This is a genomic window from Bacillus sp. SD088, assembly GCF_017355205.1.
Taxonomy (GTDB): Bacteria; Bacillota; Bacilli; order Bacillales; family Bacillaceae_C; genus Lederbergia.
The window spans coordinates 14,185-31,645 of the sequence record NZ_JADIJK010000003.1 but is presented as its reverse complement, the minus strand read 5'-3'; the positions used below and the strand labels follow the sequence as shown (position 1 = coordinate 31,645).

General features: G+C 40.8%; 18 protein-coding genes. 9 read left to right on the top strand and 9 right to left on the bottom strand.

The window, feature by feature from the left end; all coding sequences use genetic code 11:
• Window positions 1-26: 26 nt before the first annotated feature.
• The 3 genes from IPU53_RS03170 (at window position 27) to IPU53_RS03160 (ending at window position 3,446) form a co-directional block, all read left to right on the top strand.
• On the top strand, window positions 27-740 hold the full coding sequence (locus IPU53_RS03170) for a response regulator transcription factor (protein ID WP_207447595.1): 714 nt from the start codon (window positions 27-29) through the stop codon (window positions 738-740).
• Window positions 737-2,467: a HAMP domain-containing sensor histidine kinase gene (locus tag IPU53_RS03165; protein ID WP_207447593.1), complete on the top strand. Its 1,731-nt coding sequence runs from the start codon at window positions 737-739 to the stop codon at window positions 2,465-2,467. The genes IPU53_RS03170 and IPU53_RS03165 overlap by 4 nt, the downstream gene beginning before the upstream one ends.
• Before the next feature lie 298 nt (window positions 2,468-2,765).
• Entirely contained in the window at window positions 2,766-3,446 is a 681-nt protein-coding gene (locus tag IPU53_RS03160; protein ID WP_207447591.1) for a 3D domain-containing protein, read from the top strand.
• A gap of 87 nt (window positions 3,447-3,533) precedes the next feature.
• Here IPU53_RS03160 and IPU53_RS03155 read toward each other — a convergent pair whose 3' ends face one another.
• The gene (locus IPU53_RS03155) at window positions 3,534-4,025 is read right to left on the bottom strand and encodes a divergent PAP2 family protein (RefSeq protein WP_207447589.1); all 492 of its coding nucleotides are present in this window, start codon (window positions 4,023-4,025) and stop codon (window positions 3,534-3,536) included.
• Window positions 4,026-4,894: 869 nt separating this feature from the next.
• Between IPU53_RS03155 and IPU53_RS03150 the strand changes: the two genes are divergently transcribed.
• From IPU53_RS03150 to IPU53_RS03135, 4 genes are all read left to right on the top strand, one after another.
• The gene (locus tag IPU53_RS03150) at window positions 4,895-6,388 is read left to right on the top strand and encodes a leucyl aminopeptidase (RefSeq protein ID WP_207447587.1); all 1,494 of its coding nucleotides are present in this window, start codon (window positions 4,895-4,897) and stop codon (window positions 6,386-6,388) included.
• Window positions 6,389-6,587: 199 nt separating this feature from the next.
• On the top strand, window positions 6,588-7,904 hold the full coding sequence (locus IPU53_RS03145; protein ID WP_207447585.1) for a Na+/H+ antiporter family protein: 1,317 nt from the start codon (window positions 6,588-6,590) through the stop codon (window positions 7,902-7,904).
• Between the two features lie 145 nt (window positions 7,905-8,049).
• Window positions 8,050-8,304: a hypothetical protein gene (locus IPU53_RS03140; protein WP_207447583.1), complete on the top strand. Its 255-nt coding sequence runs from the start codon at window positions 8,050-8,052 to the stop codon at window positions 8,302-8,304.
• Window positions 8,305-8,381: 77 nt separating this feature from the next.
• Window positions 8,382-8,762, top strand: a complete 381-nt coding sequence (locus IPU53_RS03135) for a hotdog fold thioesterase (RefSeq protein WP_207447581.1) — start codon at window positions 8,382-8,384, stop codon at window positions 8,760-8,762.
• Between the two features lie 71 nt (window positions 8,763-8,833).
• On the opposite strand, the gene mnhG is transcribed toward IPU53_RS03135, so the two are convergent.
• From mnhG to IPU53_RS03100, 7 genes are all read right to left on the bottom strand, one after another.
• The gene (gene mnhG, locus IPU53_RS03130; protein ID WP_207447578.1) at window positions 8,834-9,178 is read right to left on the bottom strand and encodes a monovalent cation/H(+) antiporter subunit G; all 345 of its coding nucleotides are present in this window, start codon (window positions 9,176-9,178) and stop codon (window positions 8,834-8,836) included.
• Window positions 9,162-9,446, bottom strand: coding sequence for a Na(+)/H(+) antiporter subunit F1 (locus IPU53_RS03125; RefSeq protein ID WP_207447576.1), 285 nt, complete (start codon window positions 9,444-9,446; stop codon window positions 9,162-9,164). Before IPU53_RS03125 ends, mnhG begins: the two co-directional genes overlap by 17 nt.
• Complete coding sequence (locus tag IPU53_RS03120) at window positions 9,446-9,922, bottom strand: Na+/H+ antiporter subunit E (protein ID WP_207447574.1); 477 nt, start codon at window positions 9,920-9,922, stop codon at window positions 9,446-9,448. Before IPU53_RS03120 ends, IPU53_RS03125 begins: the two co-directional genes overlap by 1 nt.
• Before the next feature lie 104 nt (window positions 9,923-10,026).
• Complete coding sequence (locus IPU53_RS03115; RefSeq protein ID WP_207447572.1) at window positions 10,027-11,511, bottom strand: Na+/H+ antiporter subunit D; 1,485 nt, start codon at window positions 11,509-11,511, stop codon at window positions 10,027-10,029.
• The gene (locus IPU53_RS03110) at window positions 11,504-11,845 is read right to left on the bottom strand and encodes a Na(+)/H(+) antiporter subunit C (RefSeq protein ID WP_207447570.1); all 342 of its coding nucleotides are present in this window, start codon (window positions 11,843-11,845) and stop codon (window positions 11,504-11,506) included. Before IPU53_RS03110 ends, IPU53_RS03115 begins: the two co-directional genes overlap by 8 nt.
• The gene (locus tag IPU53_RS03105) at window positions 11,845-12,267 is read right to left on the bottom strand and encodes a Na(+)/H(+) antiporter subunit B (RefSeq protein WP_207447568.1); all 423 of its coding nucleotides are present in this window, start codon (window positions 12,265-12,267) and stop codon (window positions 11,845-11,847) included. Before IPU53_RS03105 ends, IPU53_RS03110 begins: the two co-directional genes overlap by 1 nt.
• Window positions 12,264-14,669 carry a Na+/H+ antiporter subunit A gene (locus IPU53_RS03100; protein ID WP_207447566.1) on the bottom strand — a complete coding sequence of 802 codons (2,406 nt, stop codon included), beginning with the start codon at window positions 14,667-14,669 and terminating at the stop codon, window positions 12,264-12,266. The genes IPU53_RS03105 and IPU53_RS03100 overlap by 4 nt, the downstream gene beginning before the upstream one ends.
• Window positions 14,670-14,975: 306 nt before the next feature.
• Here IPU53_RS03100 and IPU53_RS03095 point away from each other — a divergent pair, with 306 nt between their 5' ends.
• Entirely contained in the window at window positions 14,976-16,010 is a 1,035-nt protein-coding gene (locus tag IPU53_RS03095) for an LLM class flavin-dependent oxidoreductase (RefSeq protein WP_207447564.1), read from the top strand.
• A gap of 82 nt (window positions 16,011-16,092) precedes the next feature.
• Window positions 16,093-16,302 (top strand): hypothetical protein, encoded by a 210-nt coding sequence (locus IPU53_RS03090; RefSeq protein WP_207447562.1) that lies wholly within the window; start codon window positions 16,093-16,095, stop codon window positions 16,300-16,302.
• A 29-nt stretch (window positions 16,303-16,331) separates the two neighbouring features.
• Here the strand turns inward: IPU53_RS03090 and IPU53_RS03085 are convergent, their stop codons facing one another.
• Window positions 16,332-17,390, bottom strand: a complete 1,059-nt coding sequence (locus IPU53_RS03085; RefSeq protein WP_207447560.1) for a DUF4037 domain-containing protein — start codon at window positions 17,388-17,390, stop codon at window positions 16,332-16,334.
• Window positions 17,391-17,461: the final 71 nt, after the last annotated feature.

Here is a 17,461-nt window from a genome sequence, read left to right as displayed (position 1 = left end):
AGGATGAGGGAGAAGGAGTGAGACTTATGAAAGACAGTCCGATTTTATTAGTGGACGATGAAGTAGCAATCATGCAGATGGTTGAAATGGTGTTAAAAAAAGAAGGATTTACCCATATATATAAAGCAGAGACAGGCGAGGAAGCAATGGCGTGGGTTCGAAAGGTAGCAATCGACTTTATTGTCTTAGATGTTATGCTCCCTGATGCAAATGGTTTTGACTTATGTGAGAAAATCCGTGCATATTCGGATGCGTATGTGTTATTTTTAACCGCAAAGATAACTGATTTTGATGTTTTAACAGGGTTTGATAAAGGCGGGGATGACTACGTGACAAAGCCATTTAACCCGCTTGAAATTGTTGCTCGCATTAAAGCGCAACTAAGAAGAAAGCAAGACGTGAGCACTTCTCCCATTCGCCATCATAAAAAGCGACATGATTTCGGGCACTTTATTTTAGATGAGGAAACAGGGGACTTACTTGTCGAAGGGAAAATGGTACCGTGTCCGGCCCAAGTCTATTTATTGTTACTTTATTTTTGCAAACACCCGAATCGTGTTTTATCAAAGGAGCAACTATTTACTGCGGTCTGGGGCTATGAACATATGGCTGATGATAATACGGTCATGGTTCATATTCGCAGAATTCGCGAAAGAATTGAACCAGATCCTAGCAGTCCTATCTTTCTGCTTACTGTGCGTGGACTTGGTTACAAGCTTGTAAAGGAAGTCCCCTCATGAAACTGCAAAGAAGGCTTGCTTTCCATTTTTCTATTCAATTTATTGTTCTATTCATTTCCGTTTTTTTATTGTTTGTTTTTTTGCTTATTTTAGTAGCCAATTTAATGACACAGGATGAGTTAAACACTAATACAGCAGATGGCTTAGTAGAGGCGATTCCAACCGTAGCTGTTATTGAGAATGATACCGTAAAACTAGATCGTAAATGGTCAGACTTATTAGCGGAAAACGATATGTGGATGCAAATTATGAATAAGGATGGTCGCGTTATTTATTCTGCTCATACACCAGCCTCTTTACCAACGTCCTACACGGTTAATGAACTGTTTTTAATGGAAGAGACACGAGAAATTGATCATTACCCGATCCGAACCAATTATGATTCGTGGTTGTATGGGAAGCATTACTATGTCTTTGGCTTCCAGCATAATGATAAAGAAATGCTTGGTGAATGGTTTTCTGCCTATAGTCATGAGGGCATGGTGCTGGAACAAGCTCTCCCTGCTCTCGAAATTGAATTACAGGAAATGGATAGCTATTTGCAAATCTTTGATGGGGGAGAACTGGTCCAGACAATTGGCGAGGGTGAAGAGCAAAGTTGGAATGCATTAGAATTGATTGGTCGTATTTATGAGCCAGGGAAGCATCCGACACAGGTAAAGGTTTATAATGACCCTGCTTCCAATATATCATGGGTATTGCATGTACCTAGTAAAGAGGCAGAAAAACCGGTTTGGTTGTTTTCTGATCAAGAAGCGCAAATTTTAATCATCTCGATTGTAGTGAGCTTGCTTGTTACGATTTTCTTTTCTGCTTGGAATGGCTATCGCTATGGTCGCCCATTAATTTTGTTTGTTAATTGGTTGGAGCGGATGGAGAATCAACGCTATGATGAAGTATTGACTGAAAAAGAGAAAAAACGACTGTTCAAGAAAAAAGGAAAAACAAAGTACCGCTATCGCCTATATCAAGAGGTGTTTCACTCCTTTTATCGGATGGCTGAGAAGTTGAATAAGGCAGAGGTGGAAAGGGAAAGGCTTGAACGGTCAAGAGAAGAATGGATGGCGGGGATCTCACATGATTTGCGTACGCCCTTATCGACAATTCAAGGTTATGGACATATGCTAGAAAGCAATAAATATGACTTTTCTAGGCGTGAGCTTGAAGAGATTGGCAAAGTGATTCGCAACAAAGGTGATTATATGCTCCAACTTGTCAATGATTTTTCCTTAGTTTTTCAATTGAAAAATAGTGTGATTCATTTGGAAAAGCAAGAATTAGAGTTAAATCAATATGTAAAGAAAATCACGGCGAAATTTAAAGCAGATCTTACACTTGCTCATTTTTCAATGAAGTTTGTTGGGACTGATCAGCCGCTCTATATTGAGTTGGATCCGAAATGGTTTACAAGAGTGTTGGACAATCTGATTCATAATGCAATCAAGCATAATCCTCCTCATACGAAGGTTGTTGTTAGAATTGTAGCAGATCAAGAGATGGCGCATATCCAAATCGAGGATAATGGCAAAGGAATGGAAGAGGCCTTTGTGCAAAATTTGTTTGATCGTTATTATCGTGGGACGAATACCAGTGAAAAAGAAGATGGACTCGGCTTAGGCATGAGCATTGCCAAGGCAATTGTCGAGTTGCATGGTGGGGAAATAGACGTTGAATCCTCCGTTGGAAAGGGGACTAAAATGGTGATTTGCCTGCCCTATCAAACATAAAATTTTGAACTAAACGAGTGAAATCTAAGGGCTATTGAGAAGAACTAAAGCGGTTTTTGGTCATTTTTCCCGCATTAACGGTCAGTAATCCCTACCGTTAGGATTCAGATTGGTTCATCCCCGCTGAACGCAGGTCATAAAGACGTTTTGACGTACAGAAAGTGATGAGATAGAATGTCATGCTTTGGGGCAAATCAGTGGGATGGAAGAAAACCCCACTGATTGAAGTTTCATTTAATGATTAAAACCTCTCAAACTGGGAAAAGATATAGTTTGAGAGGAGTGTTATAAAATAAAGATGAAAATATTCATTAAAAGAACGTGTATGGTGCTGTTATTTTCATTAGCACTTATCACGACAATCGAATTTTTAACGGGGATACAAATGAAATCATTGGCTATGATGTGGACAACGCATTCAACACCTCAACCACAAGAGCATCCAAAAATTACAATGTCGGCCATGAAGGAAACAGCAGAGAAGCTAGAAGCGCCTGATACATATCATGGAAATATCCTTCGAGATATAAATCAGCTAGAAGACCTTGATAAGCAAGATTGGTCCAAATATCCGAGTAAAGAAGTAGTTGCCACTGGTTATACAGCTGGAGTAGAATCGACAGGAAAAGAGCCTGATCACCCTTCTTATGGCATCACCTATTCAGGGGTTCAGGTAACAAGAGATGTCTATTCTACGATCGCAGCAGATACGGAAGTCTTCCCGCTAGGGACTATTCTTTTTATTCCAGGTTATGGATATGGAGTTGTTGCGGATACGGGTTCGAAAATAAAGGGCAATAAGATTGATTTGTACTATCAGACTGTGGACGATGTATATAATGAATGGGGAAAACAAACGGTAGAAGTGTTTATTATTGAAGAAGGCGATGGGAAGTTGACGGAAGAAACACTAGCATCTTTGAATGAAGAAGAATCCATTCAAGTATTCCGGCAGAATTTCTTGAAAAAAAATAAATAAAAAGATCTGTCTCACTCTTTGCAGAGGGTGAGACAGATCTTTTTTTTGATTAAGGTTGAACTTTTATAAAACCAGAGGGCTATTAAATTATAATAATTCAAATAGGTTATAGATCACAATGGCCCATAGAATCCCCGTTACACAACCAAAGAATACTTCTACTGGTTTATGTCCTAGTAATTCTTTCAAATGTTGAAATTCTTCCTGCTTTTGTTTGGCTGTTCTACCTTGCCAAGCTTGTATATCGGAAATCATATTTTGAAAATCAACTCGTAGCCGATTAATGACAGCTGCTTGCTCCCCAGCTTGTCTGCGAACGCCTGTTGCATCATACATGACGATCGTAGCGAAAACAGCCGAAATAGCAAACAAGGTAGAGTCAAAGCCAGAATCAATTCCCACACTTGTCGCTAAAGCCGTCACTCCCGCGGAATGGGAACTAGGCATGCCACCAGTGGAAGTGATTAATTTCCAATTTACTTTTCTTGTCACAACAAACTGTAGTGGTACTTTTACAAACTGTGCAAAAAAGATCGCAGATATCGCAATCCAAAGCGGATAATTATGAAGGAGACTCATCCATGACATCCTTTCCATCACAAGTAGATGGTTTCAATTTATTAATTGGCATAAGTTTCCCACTTCAAGAATTTAAGCGGGTCAAATGCTAGTAAATCCTCGATTTGTCCAATTTAGATCAATCGGGAATGAAGTTTCACTTTATCATACCACAAAATATTCTAAGAAAGAATTATAAATACTGCAGGGAAGGATTGACTTTTTATCCCGAATCAACTGGCAGTAAGTCCCCCACTTCAAAAATTCGAGGTGAAAACGAGAATTGTAAATGGGGGACAACTGCCAGTAAATACCTGATTGGTTCAACTAACATTCAGTGGGGGATGAAAAAAACCCCCACTGAATGAAGTTTCACTTTATTAGGTGGCTGAATCTCATTAGGGAGGGGGCGAAATCGTATGGCCGTGACGTTAACCATAGAATGGATGAAAAAGTTAGAATAAGTTGAGTGGCCGTGCCCGAAAAAGGGGAATGGCGGGGAGTGTGGCCGTGCCCGAAATAGGATGAAGTGAGGAAAAGGGGAACGGCGAAGGGTGCGGCCGTGCCCGAAATAGGATGAAGCGAGAAAAAAGGGAACGGCGAGGAGTGTGGCCGTGCCCGAAGTAGGGAGAAGCGAGGAAAAGGGAATGGCGAAGAGTGCGGCCGTGCCCGAAATAGGATGAAGCGAGGAAAAGGGGAACGGCGAAGGGTACGCCGTGACGTTAATTGAGAGGATTATGAAAAAGCGTAAGGCTGAATCATCCGACCGTCATGTCATTCAGGAAAAACAGAGTAAGGGCCATAAATCCGGCGTTTTTTCTTGTTACTAAGTCCTTCTAATTCAATCCCATTCATTCATTCGGTATAATTGAATGGAAGGAGGTATGTGTATGTTTACAGTGAAACATGAGGATCTATTTGCAAGTCAACAGGAATGTCTGGTGGTTGGGTTATGGGACCAACCTGAAAAATTCGCGGGGAGGCTGAAGGCACTTGATGAGGCATTGGATGGCCAATTAACAGAGCTAGTGAAATCAGGGGATATATCAGCCAAACATGAGGCGCTTTCGCTCATACATACATTTGGAAAAATAAAAAGTAAGCGACTTTTATTTGTTGGTTTAGGCAGGGAAAAAGCCGAAGCAGATATAAAAACAGCACTCGGTCAAGCTAGTAAAAAAATTCAAGATTTACGAATTCACTCTTTTGCCATTGATCTGGATTCTTTTACAAGCGCGAAGATCAGTGTAGCAGAAGCGGCTTTTGCTTTTGGAGAGGCTTATTCATTATCAACTTATGCGTTTAAAGGGTATAAGCAGAAACTCAATGAACCTGATGTGGAAATCGAGAATATTGATGTGTTTACAGAGAATTCAGCCGAAGAAATCGAATCCTCTTTACAGGTTGGACAGATTTATGGCGAGGCAACCAATTCTGCTCGAACGCTTGTCAACACGCCAGGGAATTTATTAACAGCGGCTGATTTAGCAGCTTATGCAAGGGCATTAGCTGAAGAAGTGGAATTAGAGGTAGAAATTTTAGAGAGGGAGGAAATTGAGAAGCTTGGCATGGGGGCACTTCTTGCTGTCAACCAAGGTTCAGTTGAACCTCCTTATATGATTGTGTTGAAATATCAGGGTAAGAAAGAATGGGATGACGTGATTGGGTTAGTTGGAAAAGGGGTGACCTTTGATACTGGCGGCTATTCACTGAAACCGAAAACAGGCATTGTTGGGATGAAAACGGATATGGGGGGAGCGGCGGCTGTTCTAGGAGCCATGGAAGTGATTGGAAAGGTACGGCCAAAACAAAATGTTGTCGCTGTTATCCCAGCTACAGATAATATGATCAGTGGGGATGCCATGAAACCTGATGACGTGATTACCTCCATGAACGGAAAAACGATCGAGGTATTAAATACAGATGCAGAAGGCAGATTAGTTTTAGCGGATGCGATGACATACGCCAAACAACATGGAGCCAATTATCTTATTGATGTGGCTACTTTAACAGGGGGTGTGGTTGTTGCCTTAGGTTTAGATAAAACGGGGGCTTTGACCAACCATGAAGAACTATTTGAGGAAGTATTGCTTGCTTCCAAAACTTCTCGGGAATTCATTTGGCGCTTGCCTTATACAGAGCAAGATAAAAAACGCGTACGCTCCAGCACGATCGCGGATTTAAATAATTCACCTGGCAGGGAAGGGCATGCGATCATGGGGGGCGCTTTTATTGGCGAGTTCGCAGAAGACACGCCATGGGTTCATCTTGATATTGCTGGGACCGCCACTACAAATAAAGCTCATTCCTTAGGACCTTCAGGCGCAACAGGGGTGATGGTTCGTACCCTTGCCTTACTAGTGGAAAATCACGAAGAGGCATAACCATTTCGATATAAACATGAGAAAAATATAACTCAATTTTTAAAGTCGTAAGAAGCGTTGGGACGAGGTCCGCTTCATTCTTACGGCTTTGTTTATTTTAGGAAACGAGCCAATATTGACAAAATAAAAGAGAAAAGGTAAGCTTAAATATGTTATTTTATTACTCTACCAATTTAGCAAACTAAAGAAGGTTATCTGAATGAATGCTGTTGTAATCGCTGTTGTCGTGATGTTAGTCTTAAGTTTATGTAGGGTCAATGTTGTTTTTGCTCTGATTATCGGAGCTTTGTTTGGAGGAATTGTTGGCGGGTTAGGCGTGAATGCGACTGTGGGGGCTTTCTCTGCTGGAGTAGGTGGCGGAGCAGATATTGCTCTTAGTTATGCCTTATTAGGTGGTTTTGCTGTTGCGATTTCTCATGCTGGCTTGCCCAAATGGCTTGTGGAAAATCTCTTAAAAGTAGTGGGGAGAGAAGGAGACTCGCGAAGAAAAGCTTTATCGAAGACGTTGATTATTTTTGTCATTTTCGTCACTGCCTGTTTCTCACAAAACGTGATTCCCATTCATATTGCTTTTATTCCATTACTCATACCGCCTTTGCTCTATATTATGAATGAACTACAATTAGATCGTCGATTAATTGCCTGTGTTCTCACATTTGGATTAACGGCACCTTATATATTATTACCAGTCGGCTTTGGCCAATTGTTCCAGCAAATATTGGTCGATAATATCTCCAAAAATGGATTGAACATCGAAATAGCGGATATTGCTGCGCCGATGCTTATTCCGGTAGCTGGAATGTTTTTAGGACTGTTATTTGCGGTCTTTATTTCATATCGAAAACCTCGTCAATACAACTCTTCTACCTCTGCAAAAGAGGAAGAAAAAGAAGGTTATCAAATGTGGGGCGTGATTTTTTCGATTGTGGCAATTTTTGTTACGATGATTGTCCAAATCGCCACAGATTCCATGGTGTTCGGTGCAATTTCTGGTATTGCTGTTTTATATGTTAGTCGTTCGATCTCTTGGCGACAGTCTGATGCTTTATTTACCAAAGGAATGCAAATGATGGCGTTCATTGGTTTTACAATGATCGCAGCATCTGGCTTTGCTGAGGTATTGGAGCAGACAGGGGATATCGAGAAGCTTGTTCATAATGCTGCAAATTTAATTGGAAATCATCAATCGATTGGCGCTTTGCTGCTGCTTGTGGTCGGCTTACTTGTCACAATGGGAATCGGTTCCTCATTTTCAACCATCCCCATTATTGCCTCGATTTTTGTTCCGTTATCGTTAGAACTTGACTTTAGTCCAATTGCGACCATTTGTATAGTTGGCACAGCTGCAGCGTTGGGAGATGCCGGTTCCCCTGCTTCTGACAGTACATTAGGTCCGACCGCTGGCTTAAATGCCGATTTACAGCATAATCATATTTGGGATTCATGTGTCCCGACATTTTTACATTATAATATCCCCCTTATTTTATTTGGCTGGCTCGCGGCGATGATTTTATAAATGAGGACAATGCCCAATCCACCTCCGCTTTTGTCGCATATAAAGAATAGAAGGAGGCGCTTTTCAGCCTCCGCCCTATTTTGGCTAAGTGTGTAAGCTTAGAAAAATAGAGAAGTTCTGTATAGACAAAGGAGGTAGCTAAATAATGCATTATTATCGAGGACCCCAGCCTTATCAAGATCAACGCTTTTTCTTTGGCGCTCCGCTTATTGGTGGATTTGTAGGCGGCTTACTAGGCGGCGGACTTGCGAATGCGGTTTTCCGTCCACGGCCTTATTATCCATTGCCTTATCCACCACGTCCGGTCCCATATGGATACGGACCTGGTGGCCCGTATGGTGGTGCCCCGGGTTACGGACCTTATGGTGGTTATGGTGGCATAGGTCCGTATGGATATTAATATAAATTTTTTGATCGACCATTATTCCCCCAATATTTTGGGGGTTTTATTATACAATGAATAGAGAGGTGTTGAAGATGAAAAAGCAAACATTAGTTGAAAATTTAGGGATTCACTTTCTTGAGGTAAAAAAGGGGACAATCATTGCCAACATGCCAGTTGATGAACGGACGATTCAACCCTTTGGCTATTTGCATGGCGGGGCGTCAGTTGCGCTTGCTGAAACGGTCGCCAGCTACGGGGCTGCTCAGCTCATTGATCCTGCGAAAGAAATTTGCTTTGGATTAGAAATTAATGCGAATCATATTCGAGCCAAGCAAAATGGACAAGTCACAGCGACCGCAGAGGTACTTCATCATGGAAAAAGTACGATGGTTTGGGATGTGAAAATTCGCGATGAGGAGGGACAGCTTATCTGTGTCTCGAGATGTACGATCGCGGTGGTGCCGAAGAAATAAGCTTGCTTCCTGAAACAATATTAGAAAAACGATGAACGATCGCCAAGAACGAACGCTTCATCGTTTTTCCATTAATCTTGCTTATCTCTTGCTAAATCATCTCGTACACTATAGTTTGATAAATCGACACCTGTTTCATAGGCGGCACGGCTGATTAAGTGGCCGGCAACAGGAGAGGTAATAAAGATAAAAAGGATACCTAGTAAAACGCGAGATTGAATAACTCCATCACTTGCATAAAAGAAAATCAGGGTCCCAATAAGTGTACAAAGGACTCCTAAAGTCGTTGCCTTCGAGGCTGCGTGATTTCGCGTATACACATCGGGGAGGCGTATGACCCCCGTAGCAGAGACAAGACTTAAGAAGGTGCCAAGTAGGACAAAAAGAGCAATAATCCATTCAACGACGGCGTTCATTTTCGATAATCTCTCCTTTCTCAAGAAACTTCGAGAATGCCACGGTTCCAATAAAGGAGAGAATTCCGAATAGAAGGATGGCATCAAGAAACGCTGTTGTATGATAAATCATTGAAGCGAGTGCGGTAATCGCCGCTAAGTTGATCCCCATTGCATCCAATGCGACCACTCTATCTGACACGGATGGACCTTTGATCACACGGATGAGCAGGATGGCAGAAGATAAGCTACAACCAACTAATCCAATTTTTAAGATGATCTCTAACATTAGCGACTCACCTCCATAATAGCCTTCTCAAAGGATTGTTTAATACTATTGATCGCATCATCCACTTCCTCGATATCAATCGCATGAATGTACAAGGTTTTGTTGTCCTCTGACAATTTCACGACCAATGTTCCCGGTGTTAATGTGATCAAATGGGAAAGCAATGTGATCTCCCAATCGGATCGGAGCTCTGTTTGTAATGCGAAAATCCCTGGGCGTATCGATAGCTTAGGGCTTAATACAACCTTTAAAACAGCTATATTGGAAAGAAGTAATTCTCTTATAAAAATAAGGACCAATTTTATAATCGCAAACACTTTGGCTAAATAAAATCTGGATGGAAAGAAACGTCTCATAATAAATATAATGAGGAGTCCAAGTAAATAGCCAATTAAAAAAGTGTTTAATTGGAAGGAGCTTTCAAAAAACATCCAGAGAAATGCCATGAAGAAATTTAATAAAATTTGAAATGCCACTAAAAAACCTCCTTTGAACCTGGTTTAGAAAGCGATCGTACTACAGCAACGCCGACAGAAGGTTCGTCTAATCAATCTCGCCCATAAGCGGTCTTTATGGGCGTTTAGCTTTTTCCTAAAACGGCTTGAATATAGATATCAGGATTCATTAATACCTCTGTGGCTTGACTGATATAATGGTAGACCCCTTCTGAAAAGATTCCGAAACAGATAGCGACAATGGTGAGGCTGATGACTGGAACAAGAAGCTTGCCAACTGCCACTTCAGGATTTTTGCTGCTGCCATTGGGGTCTCCCCAAAAACCATTTAGAAAGACTCTCATTAGTGAATAAAGCACCAACAGGCTCGATAGTAGAATCACGATCGCCCCAAACACATCTCCAGCTGCAAAGCCGCTCCGTGCGATCAATAGCTTTCCAACAAAGCCACTAAGTGGTGGGATTCCAGCCAAGGCTAAGACGGCGATAAAAAATGTCCAGCCAAGCAAAGGGTAATGATTGATCAGGCCTGTAAATTTACGATAGTCGACCGCGCCCGTTATTTTGATGATAATTCCGACTAATAGGAAAAGCACAGCTTTAATGATCATATCATGTATTACATAAAAAACGGCTCCTGATAAACCATCTGCATTCATCATCGCAATTCCGTATGTAATGACGCCAATCGCCACGATAATATTGTAAATAACGATCTTCTTCATATCCTTAAAGGCAATAGCTGCAATCGATCCTAGAATAACGGTCAAAATCGATAAGACGGCTAATAGTTGATGTGTAAAGCCTGTGTCATGATAGAAAAATAATGTGTAGGTGCGTAGGATCGAATACACGCCAACCTTTGTTAATAATGCTCCAAACAAAGCCATAATCGGTGCAGGCGGTGCATAATAGGATCCTGGAAGCCAAAAGAATAGCGGGAAAATCGCTCCTTTTAAGCCAAAGACAATCAGGAAAAGGATGGCAATTACGGTTAAAATACCAGGTTGGTTCACTTCTGAAATTCTTTCAGAAATATGCGCCATATTTAAAGTCCCTACGATTGAATACAGGTAACCAACCGTAATAACAAATAGGGCAGAAGATGTGACATTTACTAAAATATATTTAATCGATTCCCGTAACTGAATTTTTGTTCCGCCAATCACAAGTAGAACATAAGATGCCATTAGCATCACTTCGAAAAAGACAAACATATTAAAAATATCGCCGGTTGTAAAGGCTCCATTAACCCCAACTAATAGAAATTGGACAATCGCGTAATAATAGTAATTTTCTCGACCTTTTCCAATCGAGTAAAACGAATAAAGGACACAGCCTAGAGCGACCAAGGTAGCCGTTGTGACGAGTAAAGCTGAGAGCATATCCGAGACAAGGGTAATACCAAATGGAGCTGGCCAGCTACCAACGTTTAACGTCTGAATACCGTTTTGATCAATCTTATGGATTAAAAATAGTGATACGACAAACGTAGTCATCAAGGAGATGGCGGAAATCCAACGCTGTACAGAAATTTTTTTACCAAAGAAAAGTAAAATCGCTGCTGTCAATAATGGGATGATTATCGGTAGTATTAATAAATTAATCATTGTTTTTAGAACCTCTCATCTCATCAATATTATCTGTACCTAGTTCTTGGTAGGCCCGATAGGCGAGAACGAGGAAAAAGGCCGTTACCCCAAAACTAATAACAATCGCCGTTAATATAAGAGCTTGAGGAATCGGGTCCGTATAGGTTTCCGCTTGTTCCCCTAATAATGGTACACTTCCTCGTTTTAATCCTGCCATCGTCATCAGTAATAGGTGAGCCCCATGACTTAAAAGGCCTGTCCCAATAATAATACGTAGCAAGCTTTTAGAAAGCATCAAGTAAACAGCACTAGCAAAAAGCAAGCCGATCAAAATCGCCATTAAAATCTCCATTATTCACTTCCCCCAATCGTTTGAATAATGGTCATCGTCGCTCCCACAACACAAAGGTAAACCCCGATATCAAAGAGGACGGCTGTATGCAAGGAAGTCTTCCCAAGTAAAGGCAGGTTGAAGTAATCAAAAGCATGCGTAAGAAAAGGGACGTTAAAAAATAGGGCGCCTGCTCCCGTTCCTATTGCAAAAAGCAAACCGATTGCAATCATAATCCGAAAATTAAAGGGTAAGCTGTTTGCCACTGTTTTGATATCAAACGCAAGCAGGAGCAAGACAAGGGCGCCTGAAGTTAATAACCCTCCAACGAATCCTCCACCTGGATAATAATGACCTGCAAAAAAGATATGGAGGGAAAAGAGTAAAATGATAAAAACGGCTATTTTCGTCGTCGTTTGTAGAATAAGGTCATTGGACTTCATTCATTTCTCCTCCTTGAAAGTCGTAATTTAATCATGCCATATACACCTAATGCGGCAATGCCTAAGACTGCAATTTCAAACATTGTATCAAAGCCACGGAAATCAACGAGAATGACATTTACCATATTTCCACCCCCAGCTTTGTCCGCTGTGTTTTCAACATAATATTTTGAAATTGAGTCAAACAATTTCTGACTATGAGCCGATAAAGCAATCAATGTAACGATGACCCCTACACCAAGCGCGACAATCGCATTCGTTACCTTAAAGCCCATTCTTTCTTCCTTCCTATTTAATTTTGGTAAGTGATAGAAAGCAAGTAGGAATAACGCGACTGAAACTGTTTCAATCACTAATTGTGTTAACACAAGATCAGGTGCTCTAAATAACAGAAAGAAAAGGGCGACTGTATAGCCTACAGCCCCTAGAGCAATGATCGAAGTAAGCCGCGATTTTGCGACTAAAATCGTAATGGAAGCCGCAACAACAATCAAGCTCAAAACGACTTCATACAGGCCGATCGGCGCAAGATTGGATGTATCAACCAAAAAGGCTTGATTTCTCACAATCGCATAGGTTAAAAACCCGATAAAGGAGATAAAGATATAGACCATATAATGGCGGATCGAGCCATTCATATAGAAATTTGTAAGCCTATTCGCTCCCTTTTCTGATTGCTTTAAACCAGCATCATACACATAATTAAAGGCTAAAAAGGAAGGGATTTTTCCATAAATCGGTATCCATTTTTCCATCGTTTTATATAAAATAATCCCAAAAAGAATAACGCCTAAAGTCATGAATAATTCCGGGTTAAATCCATGCCAAAATTTAATATGAATATCCATCTCATGACCGGCATCAACTAGGCTTGGTAAGATCGAGGATGCGACCGGTTCTAGCACGGATTGCGATAAGATATTTGGGAAAAAACCAAATACAATCACAAGAGCGCCTAAGATGATTGGGGGAACCAGCATCCCAATCGGAGCCTCGTGTGGCTTTTTCTCCAATTTTTCAGACTGAAGCTTACCTGTAAATGTTTTGAAAAAGAGCATCATACTATAAATAAAGGTAAACACACTCGCAATCCAAGCTATGACAGGGAACAGCACTCCCCAAGTCTCTAGGTTGAAAATATCCAAGTGTAAGACATTGACCATACTTGTAAAAAACATCTCTTTACTCAGGAATCCATTGAACGGAGGGAGACCAGCCATCGAAAAGGTCCCTATAAAGGCGATTGTAGCTGTGATCGGCATAAGCTGTATAAGTCCACCTAATTTACGGATATCACGTGTTCCTGTTTCATGATCGACAATCCCTGCAACCATAAACAAGCTCCCTTTAAATGTCGCATGATTGATCAAGTGGAAGACAGCCGCAACCGTTGCCCCCATATAAAAATTCTCTAGCAAATAATCATAATGAAGAGCGGCAGCCCCTACTCCAAGCAACGACATAATCAAGCCAAGCTGACTAATCGTTGAGAATGCGAGAATCGCTTTTAAATCCGTTTGTTTGACAGCATTGATTGATCCCCAGAATAGGGTGAGTAATCCAATCCCACCGACTAACCACAACCAGAGTCCTTGCTCTGCAAAGACAGGACTCATTCTTGCCACCAGGTAAATACCGGCTTTAACCATTGTTGCAGAATGCAAGTAAGCACTGACAGGTGTCGGGGCTTCCATCGCATCTGGTAACCAGATATGAAACGGAAACTGGGCTGATTTTGTAAAAGCTCCCAGTAGAACGAGTATTAATGCAACAATAAATAGTGGTTCCGTTGAAATGGAGCCAGCTTGACTAATGATCTCACGAATACTGAATGATTCCGTTAGTAGAGAAAGGATCAAAAAGCCACCCAGCATCGAAAGCCCACCAAATACAGTAAGTAGCATGGATTTTTGCGCGCCATAGCGGGAACGTTCCTTATGATTCCAAAAGCCAATTAAGAGGAAAGATGAAAAAGAAGTCAACTCCCAAAAGACATAAAGCACGATTAAATTATCGCTGAGGACAACCCCGAGCATGGCCGCCATAAACATCAAAAGATACACATAAAAATGCCCTAAATTCTCCTTTGTCTTATCGAGATAGAAAACAGAATAAAGGACAACCAGCGTACCAATCCCAGTAATTAAGAGGGCAAACAATAATCCAAGCCCATCTACATAAGCGGTAAAATCAATTCCTAAAGAGGGAATCCAAGCAACAGTTTTTTCAACGGCTCCTTGATTTTGGATTTGTGGAAGGAATTGAAGAAAGTAAATAAATAATAGGGCTGGTAGCCAGACAATCAACCACCCAGTATGTATTGCTTTCACCTTCTTGTATAAAAAAGGAATGAAAATTGCAAGGATGAGTGGTGCAATGATCGAAAAATGCAATAATGACAAAATAAAATCCTCCTTTTTTCACGGCTTCGACCCAAAGCATTTAATGTGAGTATAACGTAGAATCGCTTTTCTTTCACAAAATAAACATTGGAAAACAAAAATGAGTACGTAATTATTAAATAAGTAGAAACAAATAATGCGATCGGATTATTCACAAAATGTTCACATTTGACGGAGCGGGGAATTAAGATGGTACACTAGTATACATATATTCTTTTGCAACATACGAAAATTACTCCCAGGTAATCTTGGAAGTGTGAATGAAAAAAAGAATCAAGCATCCAAAGTGGAAGGAATTGATTGACGATGGCAAGTAACCAATTAAATGGAGATGTAAAATTATCTATTTTAGATTTAGCGACCATGTATAATGGGGAGTCAGCCACGCAAACACTACAAAGTTCTACGGATTTGGTACAGCTAGCCGATCGTCTTGGCTATACACGCTACTGGTTTGCGGAACATCATAACACCAAGCATCAGATGAGTACCTCTCCGGATGTTTTAAGCGCTCACGCAGCGGCTGTTACGAAAAACATTATCATCGGTTCTGGCGGGATCATGTTGCCGAATCATAGTCCACTAAAGGTAGCAGAGAATTTTTCCTTATTGGAGGCATTGCACCCTGGGCGGATTGATTTAGGGATCGGACGAGCTCCTGGGACGGATGGTTTGACCGCCCTGGCATTAAGACGCTCAAGAGAAGCGGTTACAACATATGATTTTCCAGAACAATTAGATGAATTACTTTCCTTTTTAACGCATGATTTTCCAAATGAGCATCCGTTCAAAAATATTACACCTTCACCGGATAAGGGGTTGATTCCGGATATTTATATGCTTGGCTCGAGTGATGGGGGGATGCAATTTGCTTCTCACTATGGACTTGGCTTTGTTTTTGCAGCACATATTTCACCACAGTTAGCTGTTCCAATGTTGCGAGCTTATCGTGAAAACTTCAAGCCATCCGCTTTTATGCAGGAGCCGAAAAGTCTCCTAAGCCTGATTGTGATTGCAGCAGAGACAGAGGAAGAAGCTGAATATCTAGCGGGACCAGCGGAATTACAATGGGTAAGATGGGGAACAGGTGCGTTTCATCATGCTCCTCCAACACTTGAAGAAGCAAGTTCTCATAGATATACAGCTCAGGAGGAAGCAGTGCGCCAAGAAAATAAAGGCCGTTTTGTGGTCGGGAATGTGGAAAATGTAGCGGAGAAACTCAAGAAACTCGCAACAGAGGCTATGGTGGATGAGATCATGATCTTGAATATGTTGACCGAAAAAAATTCACGGCATAAATCATACGAATTATTAGCGGACACCTTTAATCTAAAGCCTTAAGGCTCCATAACAGAGGAATGATAATAATATTGGCACTCTACTCCTAAGAGTGCTAATATTATTTTTAATAGGGAGTGATTTGATGGAAACTACCAAATTAATAATGGTTGAAGGGATTCCTGGGTCGGGAAAATCCACTACTGCACAATCCATTTCAAAAAGCTTGGATAGGATGGGGTTTAAACATAAGTGGTGGTACGAAGAAGAGCAAGGACACCCAGCGTGGGTTCGTTGGTTGCATCAACAGAATAGGCGATCCATGAGAAGGAAGTGGACCTCCCATTTCAATTAATACTTAATCTTCAAGCAGTGACTAGTTTTTTACCGGGATTTTGAAAGTGCTTTTGCATAACCTTCTCGGAGGATCTTTGTCCAATCTGAAAAATTAATCATTGCATCAGAAACATTGGTCATTTGGTCAACAGTTCCTACAAAAATTAATTTTTGTAAAGTTGGATCTTCAATACTTTCGGTACAAGCGTCCTTATAGGCGCTAGAATTGAATGTTTTGTAATGACGGACTGCATTATTTATTCCGACCTCGTAAGAAACGATTGTAGGATTAATTACCTTAGATAATCTAAGTCTATTATGGTTTTCCCCTAATCTAACAAGCATTTGTTGCAACAATTCAATTTGTTTATTCTTATCATTAGTAGAAAAAATTTCCCAGGATTTTTCTCTGAAAAAATCAGATCCTGCGATTTTCCCAAAGGCTGAACCAAGCCATTTATCATAAGGTTTGTACTGTTTATTTTGTAGAAACCACATTTCAATAATATATCGAACTACCTTTTGCACAATGAGTTGGGAACCTAAATAATCTTTTGCTTCTAAAGTGCGTTGTATCAGTCGTTCACTGGCCCAAATTAAATACCACTGTGAAGCCATAGCCCACCGCCATACATCATCAGGATACCATGAAAGAATTTGTTTGGCCTTTTTATAATCACCAAGAGAATCTGCGAAGGAAATTCCGCCGACAAATTGCAGTAAGTGCTGTTGCGGAAACGATAGCCAATCATCATAGGATAAAGCGTGAATATCTTTAATACCTAAATTGTTCTGTAACCATTCCTTAGCTGTAATAACCTGAATATTGCTCGTATCCTCATCTATAGAAGTAGAATATCCAAGAAACTTTTCTGGTAAATTGGCTAAAATCCTGTTCCGGATTGAGTGGATTTCATTATTCTTGGAAACAAAAATAGTTACTCGCGGCCCCCAATCATGATCTGTCGAGATTGGCTGATCAAAGCCTAAAACATCAGATCCCTCCCCAACCAAAACTGCATCATGAGGGATGTTTACTAATAAAGGTTGGATAATCTCCCTATAGAACTGACTTGAAAGAGTTCTTCCTTGTATGAATGTATTCAAATATTACCCTCCCATTTCTAAGTTCATTTGTAATGATTCTATCAATAAGGCGTCGTTGGTTAAAGGTTCTA